At 62.5% G+C, this 26,885-nt stretch carries 1 protein-coding gene; it reads right to left on the bottom strand.

Going from position 1 to position 26,885, the window contains the following annotated elements; translation table 11 throughout:
- Positions 1-55: 55 nt before the first annotated feature.
- Positions 56-26,848 (bottom strand): non-ribosomal peptide synthase/polyketide synthase, encoded by a 26,793-nt coding sequence (locus tag R4P65_RS27915; RefSeq protein WP_317828926.1) that lies wholly within the window; start codon positions 26,846-26,848, stop codon positions 56-58.
- Between the last annotated feature and the right edge of the window lie 37 nt (positions 26,849-26,885).

Here is a 26,885-nt window from a genome sequence, read left to right as displayed (position 1 = left end):
GCTCGCGTCGCGGGCTTGCGGCTTGGTGGCTTGGTGGCTTGGTGGCTTGAAGTTGTCATGCCCGTTCGGAGTAACCCGAAAACATCGTGAGGAGCCGAGCCATCTCCGGTCCGATGACCGTCATGGCCGCAGGCTCGATCATCTCGTTGTGTCCGCAGCCCACCGGTATCTCCAGGATCCGACCGGTCACGAGCGGACCCCATTCCTGGGTCGACCTTTCGCGCGGAATCGTGTCGTCTCCTCCAGTTGCCGGGAAAATCACCAGGTCTCCTTCGTAGACCTGTGGAACGAACTGGTGCGTGATTCGCTGCGAAGCCTCGTACGCACGGGCAATCCGCTCGAGGTCCCGACCGTCGACCCCGGTCTCGGTCCCGACCGACTGGGTCAACACGGCAGCCGCGTCGTCGAATGTCAGATCTTCGTCGGTCTCGACCTCTAGGCCGAGTCCTCTCAGCAGGTCCCGGACATCGAGGACGGCTGACGGCGCGGCATCGCCGTTGTCGGGGTAACTGTCCATCATCGTCAGTGTTGCGACTTCGCTGCCGGACGATTGCAATTCGACGGCCATGGCGTGCGCGATGACGCCACCGAGCGACCACCCGAGCAAGTCGTAGGGCCCTTCCGACGACACGGCCTCCATCTCTTCGACGTATCGATGCGCCAACTGTTCGATCGACTGATAGTCACCGTCGTCGCTGAGTGCGGGTAGTTGAAGGCCGTATACCGGCCGGTCCTCGGGCAGGTACCGCACCAGGCCGGCGTATCCCCAGGACAGGCCCATACCAGGGTGCACACAGAACAGTGGTCGCCCACTTCCTTCTGCGCGCAGCGGAACAACCACGGCGAGCAACTCTTCCATGCCGGCGCTCACAGTCGGCAGGTCGAGGCGACGAGCAATTCCGGCCGGTGTCGGGTCGAGGAACATCCATTGAAGTGGAATCCTGCGTTGGAATCGGGAGTGCAGTGCGCTGACGATTCGGGTGGCAACCAGCGACGACCCGCCCAGATCGAAGAAGCTGTCCGCGGTGCTCACCCGGTCGACGCCCAGAACCTCGGCGAATGCGTCGACCACTGCGTGTTCGGTCTCGGTGACCGGTTCGCGGAACTTTGCTGCGGCCGAACTGAATTCGGGTGCCGGTAGAGCCTTCCGGTCGAGCTTGCCCACCGGCGTCATAGGTATTCGCTCGAGAAGTACCACCGCCGACGGAACCATGTGCGCGGGTAGCCGGTCGGCCGCGTACACCCGTATCTCGTCGCTGTCCGCGGCTTCGCTGTCCGCGGCTTCGGCATCCGACGCGCGCACATACGACACCAGGACCGTTTCACCCGACGGTCCGACCTGGCCGATCGTGGCAGCGAAGTCCACGGACGGGTGACGCGTGAGAACTGCATCGATTTCGCCGAGTTCGATCCGGAAACCACGGATCTTGACCTGGAAGTCGCTGCGCCCGATGTACTCCAGCGTGTGATGTGACCCAGTACTTGCACTGTCGTCATCACGTGCACTGTCGCCGCTGGACTCACGCCAGCGCACGACATCTCCGGTGCGGTACATCCGGCGCCCCGGCGACCCGTACGAGCACGCGACAAATCGTTCCGACGTGAGCGACGCCCGATTATGGTACCCACGTGCCATACCTGGGCCGATGATGTACAGCTCCCCCGGCACACCCACCGGGACGGGCTGCAAACGCTCGTCCAGCACCAGGAAACCGAAGCCCACTGCCGGCGAGCCGATGTTCACTCCCGCACCGGGTTTCATCGAATCGCTGACACTCGCCTGCACGGTGGTTTCAGTCGGGCCGTAGCCGTTGTGCAGCCTCCGACCCGGCGCCCATTGCGCGACGACCTCCGGCGGACAGGCCTCGCCCACCAGATCGAGGACACGAAGCGCCTCGAATCCGTTGTCACCGAGCGCCGCCAGCGCAGTCGGCGTGATGGTGGCATGAGTGACCTGCTCGCGCCGGAAAACGTCTGCCAGTTCGGCGCCACCGTACACCGCCGGTGGAACGATCACGACCCGTGCGGACGCGCTGAACGCCATGGTCAGCTCGAAGATGGACGCGTCGAAACTCGGCGAGGCCAACTGCGAGACATGCGCATCGTGAGTGACCTCGAACCTCTCTCGAGTCTCTGCCGTGAAGTTGGCCAGACCGCGATGAGTGATGTTCACTCCCTTGGGCTTTCCGGTAGACCCCGAGGTGTAGATCAGATAGGCGGGATGGTCGAGGCGCAATTCACCGGTTCGGTCGTCGTCGGTGATCGGTTCCGGCGACAACGCCGCCACCCGCCGCTCGAAGTCAGGATCGTCGAGTTCGAGCCAAGGAACCACGTCGGGTAGATGGCTTCGGCTTCCGCGAACCGTCAATCCGAGTGAGGCTCGGCAATCGGCGAGCATGTATTCGACGCGCCCACGCGGGTAGTCGGGATCGACGGGCACAAAAGCAGCTCCGGCTTTGGCCACCGACCAGATTGCCACCACCGATTCGATCGATCGGGGCATTCCCAACGCCACGAAGGTCTCCGGACCCACACCCCGACCGCACAGTTCCCGGGCCACACGGTTCGACCACTCGTCCAGTTCGCGGTAGCTGATCTGCCGGTTCTCCAGTGACAGAGCCACCGAGTCCGGGTCAACCGCAGCAGCGGTTGTCAACAAGTCGGGCCACAGTTTCGGTGGTACTCCCGTCTGTCCACACGCCGGCACCAACTCGCGAGTTTCGAGATCACCGAACAGCGCAATGTCACCGATGGCCGCTTCGGGATGCACGGTCACGGATTCGAGAACACGTACGAACATGTCGGCAAAGCTACTGACCGTACCTGGATCGAAGAGATCAGTGGCGAAGTCGACCGCGCCGCTCATCCCTCGGGGCGCTCCACTTTCGTCGAATTCCTCGGCCAGGAGGAATTCCAGGTCCACCTTCACTACGTCGAGTTGGGGGTCGATGCCGCGGACTTCCAACTTTGGCAGTTGCAGATTCAGCCGTTCGTTGTTCTGGAATTCCAACGACACCGAGGCGATGGGAGCGTAGGCCGTCGACCGTTTCGGCCCGACCGCGTCGACAACCCGCTCGAACGGAACCTCGGAATGCGCGAACGCCGCGAGGTCGACCTCGCGACAATGCGCCGCGAAGTCCCGGAACGACTGCGCCGAGTCCACCTGTGTACGCAGGGCAAGTGTTCCGACGAACATCCCGATCAGGTCATCGAGGACGCGGTCCCCTCGACCGGCGATCGGTGTCCCGATCACGACGTCGTCGGTGCTGCCGAGACGTGCCAGCAGTACCGCGAGCGCCGCGTGCACTGTCATGAATGCAGTGGACCGATGCTGCCTCGAGCGCTCCCGGATACGGCGATGGAGGTCACTGCCGATCGAGAAGTGGATGCGCGCGCCGTGAAAAGTCTGCTGTGCGGGCCGGTCCCGATCGCGTGGAAGTTCCAGGAGGTCGGGTGCGCCCGAGAGTGTGCGTCGCCAGTAATCCAGCTGTTCGGAGATCACCGATGCCGGGGTTTCGCCAGAACCCAGAAGCTCTCGCTGCCAAAGGGTGAAGTCGGCGTACTGGATCGCCAGAGGCGCCCATTGCGGTTCTTCGCCGTGCACGCGGGCCTCGTACGCCGTCATCACATCCCGCACCAACGGGGACATCGAGAAACCGTCGGCGGAGATGTGGTGCACCACAACCGCAAGTACGTGTTCGCGCTCGCCCATGGTGAACAACGCCGCCCGCAATGGGATTCGCGCTGCGACGTCAAAACCTGCCGCGACCATTCTGGCAAGCTCGTCGCGAAGGTGATGTTCGTCGGCAACAAGTGATTCGGCCAACTGCGGCAGCGCCGTGCTGTCCGTGGGCACTATGTGCTGGATCGGCCCGTCGCCGCGAACCGGAAACATCGTTCGTAGCGATTCGTGGCGGGCGATGACGTCGGACACCGCTGCTCTCAACGCCGGCTTGTCGAGTTCACCGGTCAGTCGCACCACGAGCGGGATGTTGTACGCGGGCGAACTGGTGTCCAGTTGATTGACGAACCACATTCGCTGCTGAGCAAACGACAACGGGATGTTTTCGGGCCGAGGCCGCGGCTCCGACACCGGGCGCCCCGACTGTCCGGCAACCGACTGTTCGATCACCGCAGCCAGGGCGGCAACCGTCGGCGCCTCGAACAGATCCCGCACGCCGACAGTGGCTTCCAGCACTGTCCTCAGCCTGGCCGCGACCGATGTAGCACTGAGAGAATTTCCCCCGAGGTCGAAGAAATTACCGTCGGCACCAACGCGCTCGAGGCCGAGCACCTCTGCAAACACGTTCGACACCGCCTGCTCGACCGGACCGACAGGTGAACAAAAATCCTTTGCGGTCGTGTGGATCTCGGGGCTGGGTAACGACGAGCGGTCGAGTTTGCCGACGGCTGTCAGCGGAATGCTCTCCAGCACGACGATTGCGCCGGGCACCATGTGCGAAGGCAATCGCTCGGCCAGGGCGTATACCAGGACCCCGGTGTCCAATTGGCCCTCTGCTGGCACAACGTACGACACGAGCCGGGCGTCTCCCGTGGGACCACGGTGAGCAATCGTGACGGCAAACCCGACGTTCGGCTCCGCCATGAGCGCGCTGTCGATCTCACCCAGTTCGACACGGAAGCCCCGAATCTTGACTTGGAAGTCGCTGCGGCCCAAGTATTCGATTCGCGATTCGGCCGTCCACCGCACGATGTCTCCGGTGCGGTACATCCGCGTTCCCGGGTCACTCGGGTTGGCGACAAAGCGTTCTGCCGTCAATCCCGGCCTACGGTGGTATCCCCGCGCCACTCCCGGCCCGGCAAGGTACAGTTCGCCAGGCGCCCCGACGGGAACGGCTTGCAGCCGCGAATCGAGCACCAGTTCGCTCACACCCCTGATGGGTCCCCCGATCGTTATGCGTTCACCAGCCGCCATCGGCGGGCTGACGTTGGACATGATCGTCGCCTCGGTCGGTCCGTAAGCGTTGTACAGCCTGCGGCCGGGCGCCCAGCGAGCGACGAGGTCGGGCGGGCAGGCTTCACCACCGAACACGACCTCCGACAGTTGCTCGAGTCCAGCCGGATCCACCGAAGCCAGTGCCGCCGTGGTGATGAACGCGTGCGTGACTACGTGCTCGGCCAGAAGCTCCGCAAGCTCCTCGCCCCCGTACATCTCGGGTGGAGCGATCACCATGGCCGCGCCGGCTCCGAAAGCCTGCAGATACTCGAAGAGCGACCCGTCGAAACTCGGAGTGGAGAAGTGCAGTGTGCGCGATTGTGGTGTTGCACCGTAGCGTTCGACCTGGTCCCGCGCGAAATTGTCGATGCCGCGATGGGTGACCACCACTCCCTTGGGCACGCCGGTCGACCCCGAGGTGTAGACCACGTAGGCCGCGGAATCCAAGCCGATCGGACGGAGTCGATCTTTGTCGGTCAGAGGACGGCCCGAGAATCCTTCGCACTTCTTGGTGAAGTCCGGGTCGTCGAGAATCAGCCACTCTGCGACTTCGGGCAGTCGATCTCGACATGCGGTGGTGGTCAAACCGACGCCGACGTTGGAATCGCTCAGCATGTGGGTGATCCGCTCGTCGGGGTAGTTCGGATCGATCGGCACGAATGCAGCGCCTGTTTTGGCCACGGCGAGTATCGACAACACCGAGGTGAGAGAACGTGGAACACCGACTGCGACGTAGTCCTCGGTTCCCAGTCCTCGCGAGACGAGCACGCGAGCAATACGATTCGACAGGAAATCCAGCTCGCCATAGGTCATGCTGCCGCTCGACGACACAACAGCGAGTGCATCCGGATCCTGCTGAACTGCCGCGTCGAAAATCTCTGAGAAAATGCGGGTCGACTCACCGACCGCACCACGGACGGGCACCAGTTGGTCGCGTTCGATCTCCGTCAGCACCGACACCGCCGCCAACGATTGATCCGGATGGACACACGCTTCGAGCACGCGCCGCAGTCGGCTGGCGATGGACCCGATATCGACTGAGTCGAAAACCTCGGGTAGATACTCGAACTTCAGCCGAAGCCTGGCATCGACCGACGCCACCAAACTGAGCGGATAGTGGGCAGCATCCTTCGCCTCGACGCCTGCGATTCGGATCCCCGCGTTGTCCGTGTCGGTCGACAGTCCTTGACGGTCAACGGGGTACGACTCGAAGACTGTCAACGTGTCGAAGCCGATCTCCGGCCCGGAGGCGTCTTGAATCTCGGAAAGTCCAAGATAGTGGTGATCCGACAACTCTGCCTGCTCAGACTGAATCCGCTGCAGGAGAGCGCCGACACTCTCACCCGGGCGCACCGTGATTCGGACCGGAATTGTGTTGATGAACAGCCCGATCATGGTTTCGATCCCGGTCAGCTCGGGTGGTCGACCCGACACAGTCGCTCCGAACACCACATCATCTCGCCCGGTCAGAGCCGAGAGGACGATCCCCCACGACACCTGGACAATCGAATTGAACGTCAGCCCGCGGCTCCGCGCTACGCCGCGGAGTGTCGTCGTGAAATCCTCGTCCAGATCGAACACCCACTCGGCCGCCATGGTGGAGAGTCGACGCGACCGATCGTGCGGGGCAAGCAGCGTCGGTCCGTCAATTCCGCGCAGCGCCCCCGCCCACACCCCGCGGGAGGCTTTCCAGTCGCGACGGTTCATCCAGGTCAGGTAGTCGAGGTAGGGGCGTGCACGCGGCAACCCCGACGCCTCGGCGTCTGCAACGTACAGAGTCGCCAACTCCCTGATCAGAAGTGGCATCGACCAGCCGTCCAGAAGGATGTGGTGGTTAGTCAGCACAAGCTTGAACGTTTCCGGGGCAATCGCGATGAGCGTGAACCTGATCAGCGGCGCACGCGAGATGTCGAACGGGAGCGCTCGGTCCTGTGCCAGTACTTGCTCGAGATCCCGAGTTGACTTGGCAGCGAGGTCGACCGCCTGCCATGACGCAGCCACGTTGCTTCGGACCACCTGGACGGCGCGGCCGTCCGCGTCGTGAAGGAAGGCGCTGCGCAAGTTGTCATGCCTGTCGAGCAGCCGGTCGGCCGCGCGGCGAAGGCGTTCCGCATCGAGGTCGCCGACGAGGTCGAGGGTCACCTGCACGAGGTAGGCGTCGACGGACTCTTCGGCCAGTTCGGCATGGAACAGCAGGCCTGCTTGCAGTGGTGAGAGTGGCCAGACGTCGCGAAGGTCGTCGCACCGACTCTCGAGGTCGTCGATCGCATCCTGTCGAATCTCGACCAGATCGAAATCCGAGGGTGTGAATCCGCCACCGTCCGCTGCGTACTCGCCGAGCCCGACGAGTGCGTCGACCCACAACTGCGCAAGGTGGCGAACGTCGTCCTCGCGCAGAATGTCCGGCGAATAGGTCCAGCCGGCAACGAGCTCCGCGCGGTCTGCAGTGTCGCTGCCCTCGACGACCATGATGTTGACCTCGAGGACAGCCGCCAGCGGTAGCTCGGTGACCGCAACTGCCCGCAGACCCTCGTCACGGATCGGTACCCATTCCGCTGAAGCATCGGCCTCGGATCCACCGACGCGCCCGAGGTAGTTGAAACTGATCTGAGGCGCAGCAAACTGCGACAGATACTGTGCTGTATCAGCATTCAGGTATCGAAGTAGGCCGTATCCGATGCCGCGTTCCGGCACCGCCCGAAGTTGTTCCTTGACAGCCTTGACAGCGAAGCCTGCAGCCGGACCGCCGGCGCAGGCATCACTCGGATCCACACCGCTCAAATCGAGGCGCACCGGGAAGATCGACGTGAACCATCCGACGGTACGAGCAAGGTCAGCCCCCGGGACCACCGGTTCCTCGCGTCCGTGGCCCTCGAGGCTGATCAACGCCTCCGGAGCGTCCATCCCCCGATCGCTCCGCCAGCGAACCAAAGCCAAAGCCAGCGCCGTCAACAATCCGTCCTCGACGCTCCCGTGAATCGCCTGCGGCACATCGGTCAACGCGGTTTCGGTCAAGGCCGGGGGTACCCAGATTTCGACGTCTGCTGCACTCACGCCGGTATCCGTCGTCGCCAAGGAGCGCGCACCAAGCATCGGGTCCGGACCTCGCAGTGTGTCCAGCCAGTAGTCGAGTTCAGCCACCCGATCCGGCTCGTGCGCGGCGTCGACGAGGCCACGCGCCCATCGACGCATCGACGTCCCGACCGGCGCCAGTGAAGGGTCGATGCCTGACTGCACCTGCGCACACGCGAGCGCAAGATCGGGGATCAGAATTCGCCAGGAGACCCCGTCCGTCACGAGGTGGTGCGCCACGAGAAGCAACCGCTTTCGCCCGCGTCCGTCAGGTTCGAACAACACTGCTTGCACCATCACGCCGGTCCCCGGATCGAGCCGATCCAGAGCGGCGCCAAGTGCCGTCGAGACCGTCTCGGCCACAGCGCCGTCGAGGTGCACGCGATGCACGATTGTCTGAGACCTGACCGCACCCGCAGGCTCGACGTTCATCCGCCCAACGGATTCGGGATCGGGTGCGACCCGAAGACCTGCTCGGAGGATGTCGTGATGGTCCACCACAGCCTGCACGGCCCGTGTCAACGTGTCCTCGTCGACCGTGGCAGGAACCGAGAGCAGAACAGATTGGGAGTACCGGCGAAAATCTCCACCACGATCAAGCATCCATTTGACGATCGGCGTCAATTCGATCTCACCGACGCCGCCGCCAGGTAGCTCCTCGAGGATGACGCGGTCGCCAGCCGTTCCGGCCGTCTCGGACAGCGCTGCAACGGTTTTGCGCTCGAACACCTCGCGCGGTGTGATCAGAACTCCGGCAGACTTGGCGCGGGCCACCAACTGGATGGACATGATCGAATCGCCACCGAGGGTGAAGAACGAGTCGTCCACCCCTACCTCGTCGAGTCCCAGAACCTCGGCAAAAAGGCTCGAAAGGGTCCTTTCCGTTTCCGAAACGGGAGAACGACTCTCGGTTATCTGTTGCCCGAAGTCAGGTTCAGGCAACGCTTTCCGGTCGAGTTTCCCGTTCACCGTCAGTGGCAGGGTCTCGAGAACCGTCACGACAGCGGGGACCATGTGTGCTGCCAACTTCGCCGAGAGGTCCTCGAGCAACGCCTTCGGAGAGATGGTCGCACCGGTCTCCGGCACCACGTAGCCCACCAATCGGTCTCCGCGTACCGCCACCGCCGACTGCGCCACTCCCACTCCGGCGAGCAGAGCAGACTCCACTTCGCCGAGTTCGATTCGATAGCCCTTCACCTGCACCTGAAGGTCATTACGACCGAGGTACTCCAGTTGTCCGTTGTCATTCACGCGCCCCACGTCACCGGACCGGTACATGCGCGCACCGCTGACTGTGAAGTCGGGAACGAAACGTGTAGCGGTGAGGCCGAACCGGCCGAGGTATCCGCGTGAGACCTGGTCGCCGGAGACGTACAGTTCACCCACGACGCCGGGCGGCACGGGGTGCAGCCGCCGATCCAGCACGTACACACGCAACCCGGGCAGTGCCCGCCCGATCACCGAAGCAGATCCTTCACGTGCCGGTCCACGATCCAGCGGTAGGTAGCTGACGTGCACGGTTGTCTCCGTGATGCCGTACATGTTGACCAGATCAGGTGGCGAGGTCCCGCGTCGGGCGTACCAGCGCGTCAGCTGTCCGAAGTCGAGCGCCTCACCGCCGAAGATCACGTAACGCAAGAATGACAGGTCCGCACCCCCGGCACGCCGGTCGGCTTCCGCCAATTGATAGAAAGCAGTCGGAGTTTGATTGAGCACCGTGACACGTTCGTGTCGCAGCAATTCGAGGAATGCCTCGGGTGACCGGGCCGTGAAATAGTCGATCAGCACCAGTCGGCCACCATGTGCGAGTGCACCCCACATTTCCCACACCGAGAAGTCGAATGCCGCCGAATGAAACATCGTCCACACATCGCCGCGGTCAAATCCGAAGAGTGCTCTGGTGTTTGCCAGCAACGTCACGACACTGCGATGAGGTACCTCCACCCCCTTCGGTCTCCCGGTGGATCCCGAGGTGTAAATCACGTAGGCCACCGAATCAGGGTGCAGCGGTAGCGACCGGTCTTCATCGGTTACCGGCAGCGGTGAAAACCTCTGCAGCGCATCACGAGTGTCGGTACTGTCCACGACGATCGCGGGCACCCCGTTGCCGCCGACGTCATCACTGCCAGCTGTGGTCGTCAGAACGCACACCGGCGCAGCGTCACGCAGCACGAAGCTCACCCGTTCGGGCGGAGACGTCAGGTCCACCGGTAGGTATCCACCGCCCGATTTCACCACCGCCAGCAGAGCCACAAGAAGTTCGAACGACGGGGTCATCGCAACTGCCACGAGTGTCTCTGGCACGACCCCCTGCGCCAACAGCAGTCGCGCGAGGCGGTTAGCTCGTTCGTCCAGTTCGCGGTAGGTCACCGACTGGCCGTCACAACGCACCGCCACGGCATCACCCGAAGTGCGCACCGCTCGATCGAAGAGGTCCGACAGCGAATCATCATTCGTGTCGATAACCGAGGGAGGCGGCGCAACCAGCACCTCGCTACGTTCGCCGGTCAGAAGAATGTCGATGTCACCGACGATCGCGGACGGATCGTCGATCACGGCGTCGATCACCCTCCCGAAGCGCTGTGCAATTCGCTCCACGGATCCTTCATCGAAAACATCCGTGGCATAGCGGAAGCCGGCGCTGATCCCATCCGGAACGCCGCGCTCGTCGACTTGCTCCATCACACTCAGTTGCAGATCGAATTTTGCCACCTCGAGATCGATGTCGAGCGAACGGATCGTCAACTCCGGTAGTTCGAGGCGCAGGCTCGCGGCGGTCTGGAATTCGAGTAGTACCTGAAATAGGGGTGAATGTGCAGTGGAGCGATCGGGCGCAAGGTAATCCACCAGCTTTTCGAAGGGAATGTCCGCATGGTCCAGTGCGCCGAGATCTGTCGACCGCACTGCTGCAAGGGTGTCGGTAAAGGTTGCTCCGGATTCGACCGGTGTACGAAGAACCAGAGTATTGACAAACATCCCTACCACGTCGTCCAACACTGATTCGCCGCGTCCCGCGACCGGCGTCCCGATCACAACGTCACCTGACCCCGAGAGCCGTGCCAGCAGCACCGCGAGCGCCGCATGCAGAACCATGAAGAGAGTCGAATCATGCTGGTGTGCAAGGTCGGTCAAAGCTCGATGAACTTCAGGTGAGATGCTCACCGAGACCACGGCGCCTTCGGAAGAGCGCTTCGGCGTTCGAGGTCGATCAAGAGCGAGGGGTGAGACGTCAGGGATTCCCGACAGCGCCTCGGTCCAGTAGATGAATTGTTCCGCGATCGAAGTACCTGGACCATCTTCTGCGTCGATGGTCTCCCTCTGCCACACGCTGTAATCAGCGTAGTGGAGGGGCAATGGCGCCCACATCGGTCTCTGATCCTGCGCACGGGATGTATAGGCGCGCATCAGGTCACGTGCCAGTGGCGTCATCGAGAAGCCGTCGGCCGCGATGTGGTGGACAACGATCGCAAGAACATGCTGCTCCGGTCCGGTTCGGAGCAACCTCACGTGCAGCGGGAACTCCTCGGTCACATCGAATCCCACGTCGAAGAACCCATGCAACGCCGTAAATATCTGCTCGCCGGGAATCGGTACGGGGTGGATTCGAGGAGCAGCGAGCGTTGGTTCGACAATCACCTGGTGTGGCCCGTCCGCGGAAGTCGGGAAGATCGTCCGAAGGGATTCATGCCGTTCCACTACGTCGCCGAGCGCAGCTTCGAGCGCTTCGAGATCCAGGAATCCGTCGAGTTGCAGGGCAACGGGAATGTTGTAGAGCGGAGATGAAGTGTCGAACTGGTTGAGGAACCACATACGCGACTGCGACAGGGACAGTGGAATGTGTTCTGGCCGTTTTCTATCCGTGAATTCAACCAGCCCCGAACCTCCAGGCCCCGATTCACCAAGTACTGGTTCGACCGGATCGATCGAGGCCGCCAGATCAGCTACCACCGGAGTGTCGAACAGCGCTTTGACCCCCAGTTTTATGTTCGACGCGGTGTTGATGCGCGATATGACGCGGGTAGCGCTGAGGGAGTCCCCGCCGAGCTCGAAGAAATTGTCATCGGCCCCCACCCGGTCGAGATCGAGCACGTCCGAGATCGCTCGAGCGACCACACCTTCGGTTCGCGTGATCGGCGCGCGATATTCTGCTGCGTTGAAAGTAATGTCCGGTAGGGCTTTACGGTCCAACTTCCCATGCACCGTCACCGGCAACCCATCCAACACCACCACCACCGACGGCACCATGAACCCCGGAAGAGACCTCCGCACCCCCTCCAACACCACCACCTCGTCAACCACCACCCCCACCTCACCCACCACAAACCCCACCAAAAAATCCCCACCCACACCCGACCGCAACACCACCACCGCACCAGCCACCCCCGCCTGAGCAACCAACACCGCCTCCACCTCACCCAACTCCACCCGCTGCCCCCGCACCTTCACCTGAAAATCCGTGCGCCCCACAAACTCCAACTCACCACCACACCCCCACCGCACCACATCACCCGTCCGATACACCCGAGCACCCACCACCCCAGACACCGGATCCGCCACAAACCGACCCGCCGTCAAATCCACACGACCCTCATACCCCCGCGCCACCTGCACCCCACCCACATACAACTCCCCCACAACCCCCACCGGAACCGGCCGCAACCGCGAATCCAACACCAACACCCGCGTATTCCACACCGCCCGACCAATCGGAACACCCACCCCCACAACACCCTCCACCACATGAAACGTCACATCCACCGACGCCTCCGTCGGCCCGTACAAATTCACCAACTCCGCACCACACACCCCCGCAAACCGCCCCGCCAACACCGACGACAACCCCTCACCAGAGACAAACACCCGACGCACACTCGAACACCCCACCACCACCGAAGGCTCCCCCACGAACACCTCCAACATCGACGGCACAAAATGCACCACCGACACCCCCCACCGCTCGATCACACCCACCAAATACACCGGATCACGATGCCCACCCGGATCCGCCACCACCAACCGCGCACCCACCATCAACGGCCAAAACAACTCCCACACCGACACATCGAACGACACCGGCGTCTTCTGCAACACCACATCCCCCACACCCAACGGAAACTCCCCCTGCATCCACAACAACCGATTCACCACCCCCGCATGCGAAACCACCACCCCCTTCGGACGACCCGTCGACCCCGACGTGAACATCACATACACCGCATGCTCAGGCAACAACACCCCCAACCGCTCCCCCACCCCCACCGGATCACCCGAAAACCCCGAAACATCAACACAACCCACATCGACAAACCCCACCCCCACCGGCAAACACCCACCATCACCAACCCGCGACAACACCACAACCGGATCCACCACCCCCACCACAAACCCCACCCGCTCCACCGGCGCACCCACATCCACCGGAACAAACACCCCACCAGCCCGCACCACCGCAAACACCGCCACCAACAACTCCACCGACCGCGACAACGCCACACACACCCGCGACTCCGGACCCACACCCAACGAAATCAACAACCGCGCAAAACGATTCACCCGAACATCGAACTCACCCCACGACAACACCACCCCACCACACACCAACCCCCCACCCCCCACACCAGCAAACCGCCCATCCAACACATCCACCAACGTCAAACCCCCCACCGCAACCCCCACACCATCCCAACCACCCACCACCAACCCACGCTCACCCGCAACAAACACGTCGACCTCACCGACCGTTGTGTCCGCGTCCTCTGCGATGGTGGTGAGAATCCGCGCCAAACGCTGTGCGATGGTGTCGACCGCTGCGCGATCGAAGGCTGCAGGCTGGTATCGCAGGCTCAGGTGCAAAGCCTGCTCGGCGATCGAGAGCACGGTGAGCGGGTAATGCGTCGCATCGCGGGCGTCCACATTGGTGACTCGCATCCCGGCGATGTCGGCGTTCTCATCCATCCCCGAGGTGTCAACGGGATAAGACTCGAAGACCGAGAGCGTGTCGAACAGGTTGCCCATCCCTACCCGTGCCTGAATCGAGCCGAGCCCGACATAGTGATGATCGAGGAGTGATACCTGCTCGTCCTGTAGTCGAGCGAGCAACTGGGCCCACGTCTCGTCCGGATCCAGTTGCACACGTACGGGCAACGTGTTGATCAGCAGTCCCATCATGTTTTCCACACCACGTAGTTCAGGTGAGCGCCCCGAGACCGTGGCGCCGAAGACTACGTCTTCGCGGGAAAGCAATCGGGACAACAGAACACCCCACGCGGCTTGGACCACCGTGTTCATCGTGATCCCGCTGCGCTGGACCAGTGCACCGAGTCCGTCGAGTACCGGTTGAGGCAGATCGACGATTACTTCCTCGGGCACACCCTGCTCCACGTTCAGTGCCGGATCTGCCAACAGGGTCGGCTCCTCGACGCCCTGCATGGCGTCTGCCCATACCGCGAGCGAGGTGTCGGGATCGCGGTCCGCCAACCATTCCAGATAGGTGCGGTACGAGGGGGACTCGGGAAGATCGGGCGGGACTCTGTCGACCGGGAGACTGTCGGCGGCGTATCGCATCAGCAGTTCTCGTACCAACAGTGGCATCGACCAACCGTCGAGAACAATGTGATGATTTGTCACCGCCAGCACGCACTGCGTCGGGGTGGTTCGCAGCAACGCCAGCCGTAACAGTGGCGGCGAGGCTAGATCGAAGGGAGCTCTGCGATCCTCATCGAGACGCCGCCGTAGCTCTGATTCGGAAACCGATCCTTGTTCCGTGAGATCTACTTCGCTCCATGGAATCTCCGCATCGTCGACAATCAACTGCGCTGGCACACCGTTACTGTCGTAGACGAACGCCGCACGCAGATTCGGGTGGTCGACCAACAATCCGGCAGCAGCGCCGCGCACACGCTCGGAATCAACCACTCCTTCGAGTTCGACGCACAGTTGAGCTGTGTAGACATCCGTGGATGTTGCCGCTAGTGAAGCATGGAACATCAACCCAGCCTGAAGGGGCGACACCGACCAGACATCGTTCAATGCCGGGTAATCCCCCTCCCAGCGTTCGATCTGTTGCTGGTCGACCGAGACCAGCGGGATGTCGGACGGTGTCAGACCACCCGCACCGGGTAACGATGCGTGAGCGGCCAGACCATCGAGCGCACGCCGCCAGAGATCCGCGAACTCCGCGACCTCCGACTCGTCGAGCACCCCGTGTGGAAATGCAAACGACGCTGTCAGGCATGGCCCGTCGGGGCCCTCCTCGACGGCCGCGTTGATGTCGATCACGGACGCCACAGGCATGGACCTATCCTGGGTTCCGCCGAGCTTTCGATTACCCTCCACCGGCAGCCAGTCCTGTGTTCCGTCAGAGGAGCTGATCCGGCCCAGATAGTTGAAACTGATCTGAGGAGAACGGAATCGGCCGGGTGTGCCGCTCTCGCCAGACAGGTACTGCAACATCCCGAATCCGATTCCATGATCGGGGATCGCACGCAAGTACTCTTTGACAGCTTTGAGGGCCCGACCGGCGGCGGCACCACCTGCCAGTGCGTCGTCGACGTCGATTCCGCCGAGATCCACGCGCACCGGGTAGAGCGTGGTGAACCAACCAACGGTGCGAGCGAGGTCTGCGCCCGGAACCGCTCCTTCCTCGCGGCCGTGTCCTTCGAGAGTGATCAGGGCGGTGGCGGTATCCATACCTCGGCGTCGTCGCCACCCGATAGAAGCCAACGCGACAGCGGTGAGGAGTCCGTCGTTCACCCCGGCGTGGAATGCCGCAGGAACCGTGGTGAGTAGGTTCCTGGTCACCGGGGGCGAGATGTCCACTGTGACGGTGTCGACCGTGTCGTCGACGTCGATCGTGGGATCTATTGGGCGCGAACCGATCAGCGGGTCATCACCGTTCAGAATCGTTTTCCACATGTCCCGTTCGACGCTCCGGTCGCCCACGTGCTCGACAAGCCCGTGCGCCCATCGCCGGAACGAAGTTCCGATCTGTGGCAATTCGGGCGTGACACCGGCCTGGAGTTGTGCTGTCACCGACGCCAGGTCGGTGACCAGAATGCGCCACGAGACGCCGTCGACAACCAGGTGATGAATCAGCACAAGTAGTCGGCCCCGCTTGTTCGAAAAATCGGGATTGTCAACAGCGTCGAACCAGACAACGCGAACCACGTCGGCGGAAGCAGGATCCAAGCTGTCGGCCGCAGCCTCGAGTTCCCTCGACGCCAAGGCGGTGAAGTCGTCGTCGTCCACCGCGTCGACTCTCACACGACGGATCAGTCCTTCGGCCGAGATCGAGCCGGGCGGTAAGACTTCCATGACCCGCTCACGCTCGACCAGGCGCGCTCGGAGCATGTCGTGCCGGTCCAGCAGCAGCTGGACGCTACGGACAAGGACGTCCTGGGTGAGATCACCGGGAGCGGTCAGCAAGAGTGCCTGGGAGAACCGGCTCAATTCGCTGCCAAATAAGCCGCCGCTGCGGTCGAGCATCCACTCTGCCACCGGCGTCAAAGGAACAGTACCGATGCCCGATCCTGGCAGCTCCGCGAGAACTTCCGTTCCGTCGTGCTCGAATTTCGCCGACTCGGCAAGCGCGGCAACAGATTTATGGACGAACACATCTCGAGGCGAGAAGATCACACCTGCATCGCGAGCCCGGGCCACCAATTGGATGGACATGATGCTGTCGCCGCCGACCTCGAAGAACGAATCATGCACTCCTACGGTGTCGAGGCCGAGAACCTGCGCGAACAGGCCGGCAAGAAGATTCTCGGTTTCCGTTCGTGGTGGCCGGTCGGGTGAGGAGGCGGACGAGAAATCGGGTGCGGGAAGCGCTGCGCGGTCCAGTTTTCCGTGAACCGTCAGAGGAAGGGCGTCGAGCATCACCACCGCCGCAGGCATCATGTACGACGGCAGACGCCTGCCTGCATGCGCGAGGACGTCACGCGTATGGATACTCGCTCCCCGATCAGGAACAACGTAGCCGATCAACCGATCGCTACCGTCTCCGTTCCAGACGCCCGTCACCGCCTGGGCCACGCACGGGTGCGACTGCAGCGCCACCTCGACTTCCCCGAGTTCGATGCGGAACCCACGGACCTTCACTTGGGCATCGGTGCGCCCGAGATACTCGAGCTGTCGATCGGGCGTCCACCGCACGCGATCGCCCGTGCGATAGATCCGCGTTCCCGGCGCACCGAAGGGATCTGCGACAAACTGCGCGGCGGTCAACGGGGATCGCCGGTGATAGCCGCGAGCGAGAGCCGGCCCGGCAAGATATAGCTCACCCGCGACACCTACCGGTACTGCGCGCAGACGCGAGTCCAGCACTACCTCGCTGAATCCGCGAGTCGGTCCGCCGATGGTGACCGCGTCGTTCGGAGCCAGTGCCGCGCTGATACTCGACACGACAGTTGCCTCGGTAGGGCCGTAGGCGTTGAACATCTTTCTGCCCAGCGCCCAGCGGGCCACCAATTCCGGCGGGCACGCCTCCCCACCTGTCACGACACAACCGACAGTGGTGAGACCGTCTGGGTCGACGGACGCCAACGCTGCCGGAGTCACAAAACAATGCGTGACGCGTTCGCGCTCCAGCAGCGCCGCCAACTCCGGCCCGCCGTAGACGGTCGGTGGCACGATCACCATCGTGGCTCCAGCACCAACGGCCAACATGAGTTCGAGAACCGACGCGTCGAAACTCGGCGAAGCGAAGTGCAGAGTTCTGGATCGGGTCGTGGCGGCGAATGTCTCGCGCTCCTGGAGAGCAAAATCGCTCAACCCGCGATGTGTGACCGTCACGCCCTTGGGCGTTCCTGTTGACCCCGAGGTGTAGATCAGATAGACCGGATTGTCGATTCGAATCCGTGCCTTCCGATCAGCGTCGGTGACTTTCGACGGCGAGTACGCCCACAGCCGTTCCTCGAAACCGGCATCGTCGAGGACCAGGCACGGCACGAGGCCGGACAATGCTGCGTGGTGAGCTCGAGACGTTATCCCCAACGCTGCACCGGAGTCGCCCAGCATGTACTCGATACGTGCAGCAGGATGTCCTGGGTCCACGGGGAGGAATGCCGCACCTGTTTTGGCAACGGACCACACCGCCAGAACGGACTCGACGGAGCGTGGGAGACACAACGCCACCACCGATTCGGGACCCACTCCGGATTCGATCAGCATGCGGGCCAATCGGTTCGACTGTGCGTCGAGTCCGAGATAGGTCACTTCACGTTCCTCGAACACCAGCGCGACGGCGCCGGGATCCTGGGCGGTCGCCATATCTTTTGCTGCAGTAAGCAAATCCGGAAGAGTCTGAACAGCGGCGGAGATCACACCTCGCACGGGTACCAGTTCGACTGACTCACGGGTTGAGAGAATCTCGATATCTCCGATCCGCGATTGCGGATCCGTGATAGCGCGCTCGAGAATCCGTTGCAGGCGGTCGACGAAGCACCTTACCGTTTCCTCGTCGAAAATATCCGTCGCATAACCGAATTCGGCGCGAATACCGTCCGGTTCGCCGGTGGCGACGACCTTCTGCGTCACCGTCAACTGCAGATCGAAGTTGATCGTGTCGATCTCGACACCCACGTCCGTCACCTGCAGGCCGGGGAGTTCCAGTGTAGGTCGCTCGATGTCTTGGAACTCCAACATGACTTGAAACAGGGGCGAGTATGCCGTCGAACGTGAAGGATTCACTATCTCGACGACTCGTTCGAACGGCACGTCCGCATGGATGAAGGCGCTCAGATCTACGTTTCGGACCTGGTCGAGGAAGTCCCCGAAAGTCGCGCCACGGTCCACGGCAGTGCGCAAGACCAACGTGTTGACGAACATGCCCACCAGGTCGTCGAGTTCGCGCTCCCCACGCCCGGCGATGGGAGTTCCGACTGCTACGTCGTCCTCATCACTGAGCCTCGCCAGCAGGACCGCCAAGGCTGCGTGCACAACCATGAAGACCGTGGCGTTGTGTGTGCGCGACAGGGCAACCACACCGGCATGAACATCCGGATTGAACTCGAACCGAATCCGTCCGCGTCGAAGCGAACGCACATCACCGCGCGGTCGATCGGTCGGAATGTCGAGAACCTCCGGTGTGCCCGCAAGATTCTCGGCCCAATACGCGAGCTGTTTCGAGATCAAAGACCGAGAGTCGGATTCCGAACCCAACCAACCACGTTGCCACAACGCGTAGTCGGCGTACTGGATCTCGAGCGGCGCCCACCGAGGTGCCTCACCGTTAACGCGGGAGGAGTATGCGCTCATGAGATCTCGGGCCAGCGGTACCGTCGAGAATCCGTCGGCGGCGATGTGGTGAATCACGATCACCAGGACATGCGAGTGGACTTGGTCATCTCGCCGCAACAAGGTGACGCGCATCGGGACCTGATGCATGACGTCGAAACCAACCGAAGCGATCTGCCGGCAACGCTCGCGCAGCTCTTGCTCTCCCTGCACAACTATCGGTGCAAGATCCGCTACCACCTGTGAGGTGGACATGATCACCTGACGCGGGCCGTCGTCAGTGAGAGGAAAAACAGTGCGCAAAGACTCGTGCCGCTCGACGACGTCGACAAATGCAGCGTGAAGCGCGCCCACATTCACTGCACCGTCGAGCCTCAATGCGCACGCGACGTTGTATGCGGCGGAATCGGGGGCGAACTGATTCGCAAACCACATTCGCTCCTGCGCCGGCGAAAGTGGGAGATCGGTCGTCGTACCCCGCGGCTTCAACGCTGGCTTGGCCCCTGCTCCTCCACCGATATCCCCTTCGCCATCGCTTCCGCGAAACTGCGCCAACTCGGCCAGCGCTGCAACGGTAGAAGCATCGAAGACGTCGCGGATGTTGATCCGTTCGCCGAGAACAGAATTCACTCGCGCAACCAACCTGACCGCACTGAGAGAGTTCCCGCCCAGAGCAAAGAAGTCGTCGTACACGCCCACCGTCGACGTTCCCAGCAGATCATCGAAGATTGCGGCAACCGTCTCCTCGACCGGCGTGCGCGGCGCAACGTACTGCAGCGGTTGAGGTTCGAAGTTGATGTCCGGTAGAGCTTTACGGTCCAACTTCCCATGCACCGTCACCGGCAACCCATCCAACACCACCACCACCGACGGCACCATGAACCCCGGAAGAGACCTCCGCACCCCCTCCAACACCACCACCTCGTCAACCACCACCCCCACCTCACCCACCACAAACCCCACCAAAAAATCCCCACCCACACCCGACCGCAACACCACCACCGCACCAGCCACCCCCGCCTGAGCAACCAACACCGCCTCCACCTCACCCAACTCCACCCGCTGCCCCCGCACCTTCACCTGAAAATCCGTGCGCCCCACAAACTCCAACTCACCACCACACCCCCACCGCACCACATCACCCGTCCGATACACCCGAGCACCCACCACCCCAGACACCGGATCCGCCACAAACCGACCCGCCGTCAAATCCACACGACCCTCATACCCCCGCGCCACCTGCACCCCACCCACATACAACTCCCCCACAACCCCCACCGGAACCGGCCGCAACCGCGAATCCAACACCAACACCCGCGTATTCCACACCGCCCGACCAATCGGAACACCCACCCCCACAACACCCTCCACCACATGAAACGTCACATCCACCGACGCCTCCGTCGGCCCGTACAAATTCACCAACTCCGCACCACACACCCCCGCAAACCGCCCCGCCAACACCGACGACAACCCCTCACCAGAGACAAACACCCGACGCACACTCGAACACCCCACCACCACCGAAGGCTCCCCCACGAACACCTCCAACATCGACGGCACAAAATGCACCACCGACACCCCCCACCGCTCGATCACACCCACCAAATACACCGGATCACGATGCCCACCCGGATCCGCCACCACCAACCGCGCACCCACCATCAACGGCCAAAACAACTCCCACACCGACACATCGAACGACACCGGCGTCTTCTGCAACACCACATCCCCCACACCCAACGGAAACTCCCCCTGCATCCACAACAACCGATTCACCACCCCCGCATGCGAAACCACCACCCCCTTCGGACGACCCGTCGACCCCGACGTGAACATCACATACACCGCATGCTCAGGCAACAACACCCCCAACCGCTCCCCCACCCCCACCGGATCACCCGAAAACCCCGAAACATCAACACAACCCACATCGACAAACCCCACCCCCACCGGCAAACACCCACCATCACCAACCCGCGACAACACCACAACCGGATCCACCACCCCCACCACAAACCCCACCCGCTCCACCGGCGCACCCACATCCACCGGAACAAACACCCCACCAGCCCGCACCACCGCAAACACCGCCACCAACAACTCCACCGACCGCGACAACGCCACACACACCCGCGACTCCGGACCCACACCCAACGAAATCAACAACCGCGCAAAACGATTCACCCGAACATCGAACTCACCCCACGACAACACCACCCCACCACACACCAACCCCCCACCCCCCACACCAGCAAACCGCCCATCCAACACATCCACCAACGTCAAACCCCCCACCGCAACCCCCACACCATCCCAACCACCCACCACCAACCCACGCTCACCCGCGCCCAGAATTTCCGTATCGCCTACCGGGGCAGTAGGATTCGCCACCAACGACGTGAGCAGGCGGACGAACCGCTCGGCGAACTCCGTAACCGTGCCGCGCTCGAAGATGTCCGAGGCATAGGTGAAGGCTGCATCGAGGCCGGTGGGGATGCCATCCTTGCCGCGCCGTTCGGAGAGAGCCAACTGCAAGTCGAATTTTGCGACACCGATATCCACCGGGATCACATCGACAACGAGTCCTGGCAGTTCGAGATGGGGGTGGGCGATGTTCTGAAACTCCAACAGAACTTGGAAGAGCGGTGAATGAGACGTCGAACGTTCCGGCGCAATCGCGTCGACGACGCTCTCGAACGGCACCTCGGTTTGCCCGAACGCTGCCAGATCAACGTCGCGAGTTCGTGCAAGGATTTCCTCGAAAGTCGCGGCGGTATCAACGGCGGTTCGCAGGACGACAGTGTTGACGAACATCCCGACCAGATCGTCGAGGACTTGCTCGGCGCGCCCTTCTACCGGAGTGCCGATCGCTATGTCCGGCGAGGCGCTCAGCCGTGCCAACAGAATCGCCAGCACTGCGTGCACCACCATGAACGGTGTCGCGTTGTGATTCCGAGCGAGTTCGAGGAGGTCACCGTGCACGTCTTCGGGCACCGAGAATCGGACCGATTCACCGCGCATGGATCGTTCCGCCGGCCTCGGTCGATCCAGCGGAAGGTCGATCACGTCAGGTAGACCAGACAGGGTGGACGTCCAGTAGTCCAACTGCTTCGCCTGGAGCGTGTCCGGATCGGCGTCACTGCCGAGCAGTTCGATCTGCCATTGGCTGTAGTCGGCGTACTGCACAGGCAAAGGCGGCCAGTCCGGTGCCCGATTCGCAGCCCGCGCCGCGTAGGCGCGGGTCAGGTCGCGGGCCAGCGGCTCGAGAGAAGCTCCATCCGCCGAAATATGGTGAACCACCAACGCGAGGACATGAACGTCCGGAGTGATTCGAAAAAGGGAGCCGCGCACGGGCACGTTCGCGCTCACGTCGAACCCCTCGCGAGCCAGATCTGCGATGCGCCTGTCCAAGGCTTCCTCGTCAACGGATACTTCCCACGCCATCTTCGACGTCACACGTTCGGAAGGAACCACGACCTGATGTGGACCGTCGACCGACGACGGGTAGACGGTGCGAAGCGATTCATGTCGATCGACAACATCTCCCATCGCGAGCTGCAGCGCAGCCACATCCAACACCCCTGACAGTCGGACCACCATCGGGATGTTGTAGGCCGGGGACGACGTGTCGAACTGATTGACAAACCACAGGCGTTGTTGCGCCAGAGACACCGGAATCGTGTCCCTGTACGAATGTGCCTGCAGGATTGGACGCTTCGAACGCGAGCGATCAACTCGGGAGGACTTCGCGTCACGCACGTGATGGGCCAGTGATTCGATAGTCGGTGCTTCGAACAAAGTCCGCACCCCGAAATCGATTGCTTCAGCGGCATTGACTCGTGCGATCAGCTTCGTGGCAATCAGTGAGTTCCCACCCAGCTCGAAGAAGTCGTCACTCGCACCCACCGTCTCGGCACCTAGAACGTCGGCAAAAATCTCGGCCAGCAATAGTTCCTCGGCGCCCTCGGGCGGCCGAAAGTTGTCCGACCGAGCATCGAACCGAGGTGCCGGTAAGGCAGCGCGATCGACCTTTCCCGATGGAGTTACCGGCAAATCGTCGAGAAGAACAAAGGCCGCAGGAACCATGTACGACGGCACACGGCTCGCGGCGTACTGCGTCAGATCGGCCGTCGAGAGAGCACTTCCGCCGGCAGTCACGACATACGTGGTGATCATCGTTGTACCGGAGGAAGCCGCACGCGCCACGGTGACTGCATTCTCGACCTGCGGACACGACTGAACGACGCTGTCGATTTCCCCGAGCTCGATACGGAATCCGCGAACTTTCACCTGGAAGTCGCTACGACCGACGTACTCGAGTGCACGTCCGCGGCGCCGGCGCACCAAGTCCCCCGTTCGATACATCCGCCGGCCCGGGAGACCGAACGGGTCAGCCACGAATCGTCCTGCCGTCAACGCATACTTCCGGTGATAGCCGCGTGCGAGCGCGTCTCCCGAGATGTACAGCTCTCCCACAACACCGTCGGGGACGGGGTGCAGCCGCTGATCGAGCACGATCTCGTCGAATCCGCGGAGCGGACCGCCCACAGTGATGTTCTCCGACGACACCATAGGCTCGCCGATGTTCGACATGACGGTGGTCTCGGTCGGCCCGTAGGCATTGCACAGCCGTCGGCCGGGAGCCCACCGCTGCACAAGATCCGGCGGACAGGCCTCACCACCGACAACCACATCGCCGAAGCCCGAAAGGCCCTCGGGCGAAACTGTTCCGAGCGCCGCAGTAGTGACAAAACCATGCGTGACACGCTGGGATTCGAGGAAGCGAGACAGCTCGTCACCGCCGTAGATCGTGCTCGGTGCAATCACCATGGTCGCTCCGGCACCGAAAGCCAGAAGGTACTCGAAAATCGAGGCGTCGAAACTCGGGGTCGAGAAATGCAGCGTTCGCGCATCCTGGGTCGCACCGAGCCTCGAACGCTGTTCGGCAGCAAGCGCTTCCAGCCCACGATGCGCGACAGTCACCCCCTTGGGGAGTCCGGTGGAACCCGAAGTGTAGATCACGTACGCGGGATTGTCGGGCCGGATCGGGTGCACCCGATCGACATCGGAGATGGTGCGCACGGACAACCGTGCAAGTCGGCCACGGAACTCGGCGTCGTCGATCGCTATCCAGGTAATCGAATCCGGCAAACGATGAAGTTCGGCAACGACCGTGAGCCCCAGTACGGCGCCGGAATCGGTCAGCATGAAGCGAACACGGTCGTTCGGATAGGTCGGATCCACCGGCACGAATGCCGCGCCGGCTTTGGTCACCGCCAACATCGCGACAACCGATTCGATCGAACGCGTCAATCCCAGCGCCACGCTGTTTTCCGGACCGATGCCGCGGTCGATCAATACTCCGGCCAACTTCGACGAACGCTCGTCGAGTTCTCGATACGTCAACTCGTCATCGAGATACGAGAGGGCCACGCCGTCGGGGTGTGTGCGCACCGCACCGTCGAACAACTCGGCCAGGGTGCGGTGCGAAGCGCGAGAGTCACTGCGGACAGGCCGTATCGCGGATCGCTCGTCGTCGGACAAGATGTCGATGTCGCCGACCATCATTGCCGGATCTGTGGTGACTGATTCCAGGACGCGCGCTAACCGCAAACCGAGGCCGCGTACCGTCTCGGCGTCGAACAGATCGGTGGCAAACGCGAGCGTCACCGTGATTCCGGACGGCGTACCCACCTCGTCGAACATTTCGACTGCAGACACTCCGAGATCGAAGCGGCCGATGTCGCGAGGGTGCTCGTCAGCGCTGGCGAGGGGCTCGAACGTCACCTGTAGAACCGGCGCATACGCAGGCGCAACCTCCACAGCGAGCGACTGCACCACCTGCTCGAGCCGTATCTCACTGTGCAGCAGCGCATTACGCCGGACCTCGACGACACTGCCCAAGAGCGCCGTGAACGGCGTCTCCAGATCGATGCGACTCCGGACGGCAACGATGTTCGCGTCGGATCCCGCCGGCGTACCGATCACCACGTCCGAAGCACCGGACAATCGGCTTACCACGAGCGCGAAGCCTGTGTGTAGGACCGCGCGTGTGTCCGTCCCGACATCACTCGCCATTTCTCTGAGCCGCGCGTGGGTGTCGGCGGAGATCAGGACCTCAACCTGTCCATTTTCCAGCGATTGCGTTGCAGGCCTGGGCCGATCGAACGGAAGTTGCAACAGTTCGGGCGCCCCGGTGAGCTCATGTCTCCAATATTCGAGGTGCCGCACTTCGCGTTGTCGTCGCTCGCCCTCCCTGGCCGTCGGGCCGTGAATTTCTGCGAGTTCGGCACCGGGATCAGACGCGATCAACCCTTCCAGCACGCCGACAAAATTTCGGTGGTGCTCGCGTAAACCCGCCTCCTCGTAGCGGATCGGGTTTGCCCGGAAGTCGACACGCAGCCTGTCGCCGCTCGGATACACGTTGACCAGAAGGTCTTCCACCGGCCCGGAGGTCACGATGTGATACTCCCCAACCACCTCGCCCAACTGCACCTCCTGGCGAAACAGCATGACGTTGACCATGGGCCCGGCATATGAGTCTTCGCCTTGCAGACCGCTCGTCACGCCTGCGTCCCGACGGATGTCGTCGAGGCTGCAGCGCTGGTGCCGCAATGCACCCATGAGCTCATGCTGGACCTGGGCGAAGAGTTCACCGACAGTGTCGACGGCTGCGACACGGATGAGCAGCGGCGCGACGTTCACCATCATGCCGCCCGAGTCCCGCAACACCGCCGTAGTCCGTCCGGACATCGGAACATGAATCTGGACAGTCCCTTTCGCCGTCATCCTCGAGAGGTACAACGCAAGCGCAGCGAGGACCGTTGCAGCGTGGTTCTCGGATTCGTGGAGAAGGGCACAGCTCCGGTCCGACATCAGTGTGCTTTCGAGTCGGCTCTCGATTTGCGCGGGCCCAGAAGCCTCCGCCAAGCTGGATCCGGCGACGGCGGTTTTGCGCCCTGCCCAGTACTCCCGGTCGGCCGCGAATCGATCCGACATTCTGTACCGCTCGTCGATGTCGTACAACGTGCGCAGTGTCGCGGCACGACTCGGCTGCGGATCCTTTCTCGCCGCCGAGGCCGAGTACCGATGCGCAATGCGGTTCATCATGGTCATGGCACCGAAACCGTCGAGCGCGACATGATGAATGCGGCTATACCACAGATAGTGCGCGTCGCCCACGTGCAGCACTGCGGTCTCGACGATTCCGTCGACTGCCAGGTCGGGCTGGGTCCGGCAATCTCGGCGCATCCACTCGAGGGCATCCTCGATCGGATCGGGGGACCCACGGAGGTCGACAACAGGGACGGTGATCTCAGATGTCTCGTCCACGTACTGCATCGGCTGACCATCGACCTCGATCACTTTGAGCATGGGAGATTGAAACTCGTATGCAACCGCTCGCGTTTCGCGATCCAGCAGTTCGACGTCGAGTTCGCCGCGCAACTCCACGTAGTGCGCTATCAGAATCGGGACTTCGGGATCGAATTGCTGAGCGAACCAGGTTGCCCGTTGGGCGGCCGAGAGCGGAAAGAGGGTCTCATCGGAAGGGTCGGTCCGTCTTACCTCGAAAGGTTTCACAGCGCCCCGCCCCGCATTATCTCCGCGGCCGCCGGGT

This window comes from Rhodococcus sp. IEGM 1318 (assembly GCF_033142465.1).
Taxonomy (GTDB): Bacteria; Actinomycetota; Actinomycetes; order Mycobacteriales; family Mycobacteriaceae; genus Rhodococcus_F; species Rhodococcus_F qingshengii_B.
This window is presented reverse-complemented; position numbering and strand designations above follow the sequence as displayed.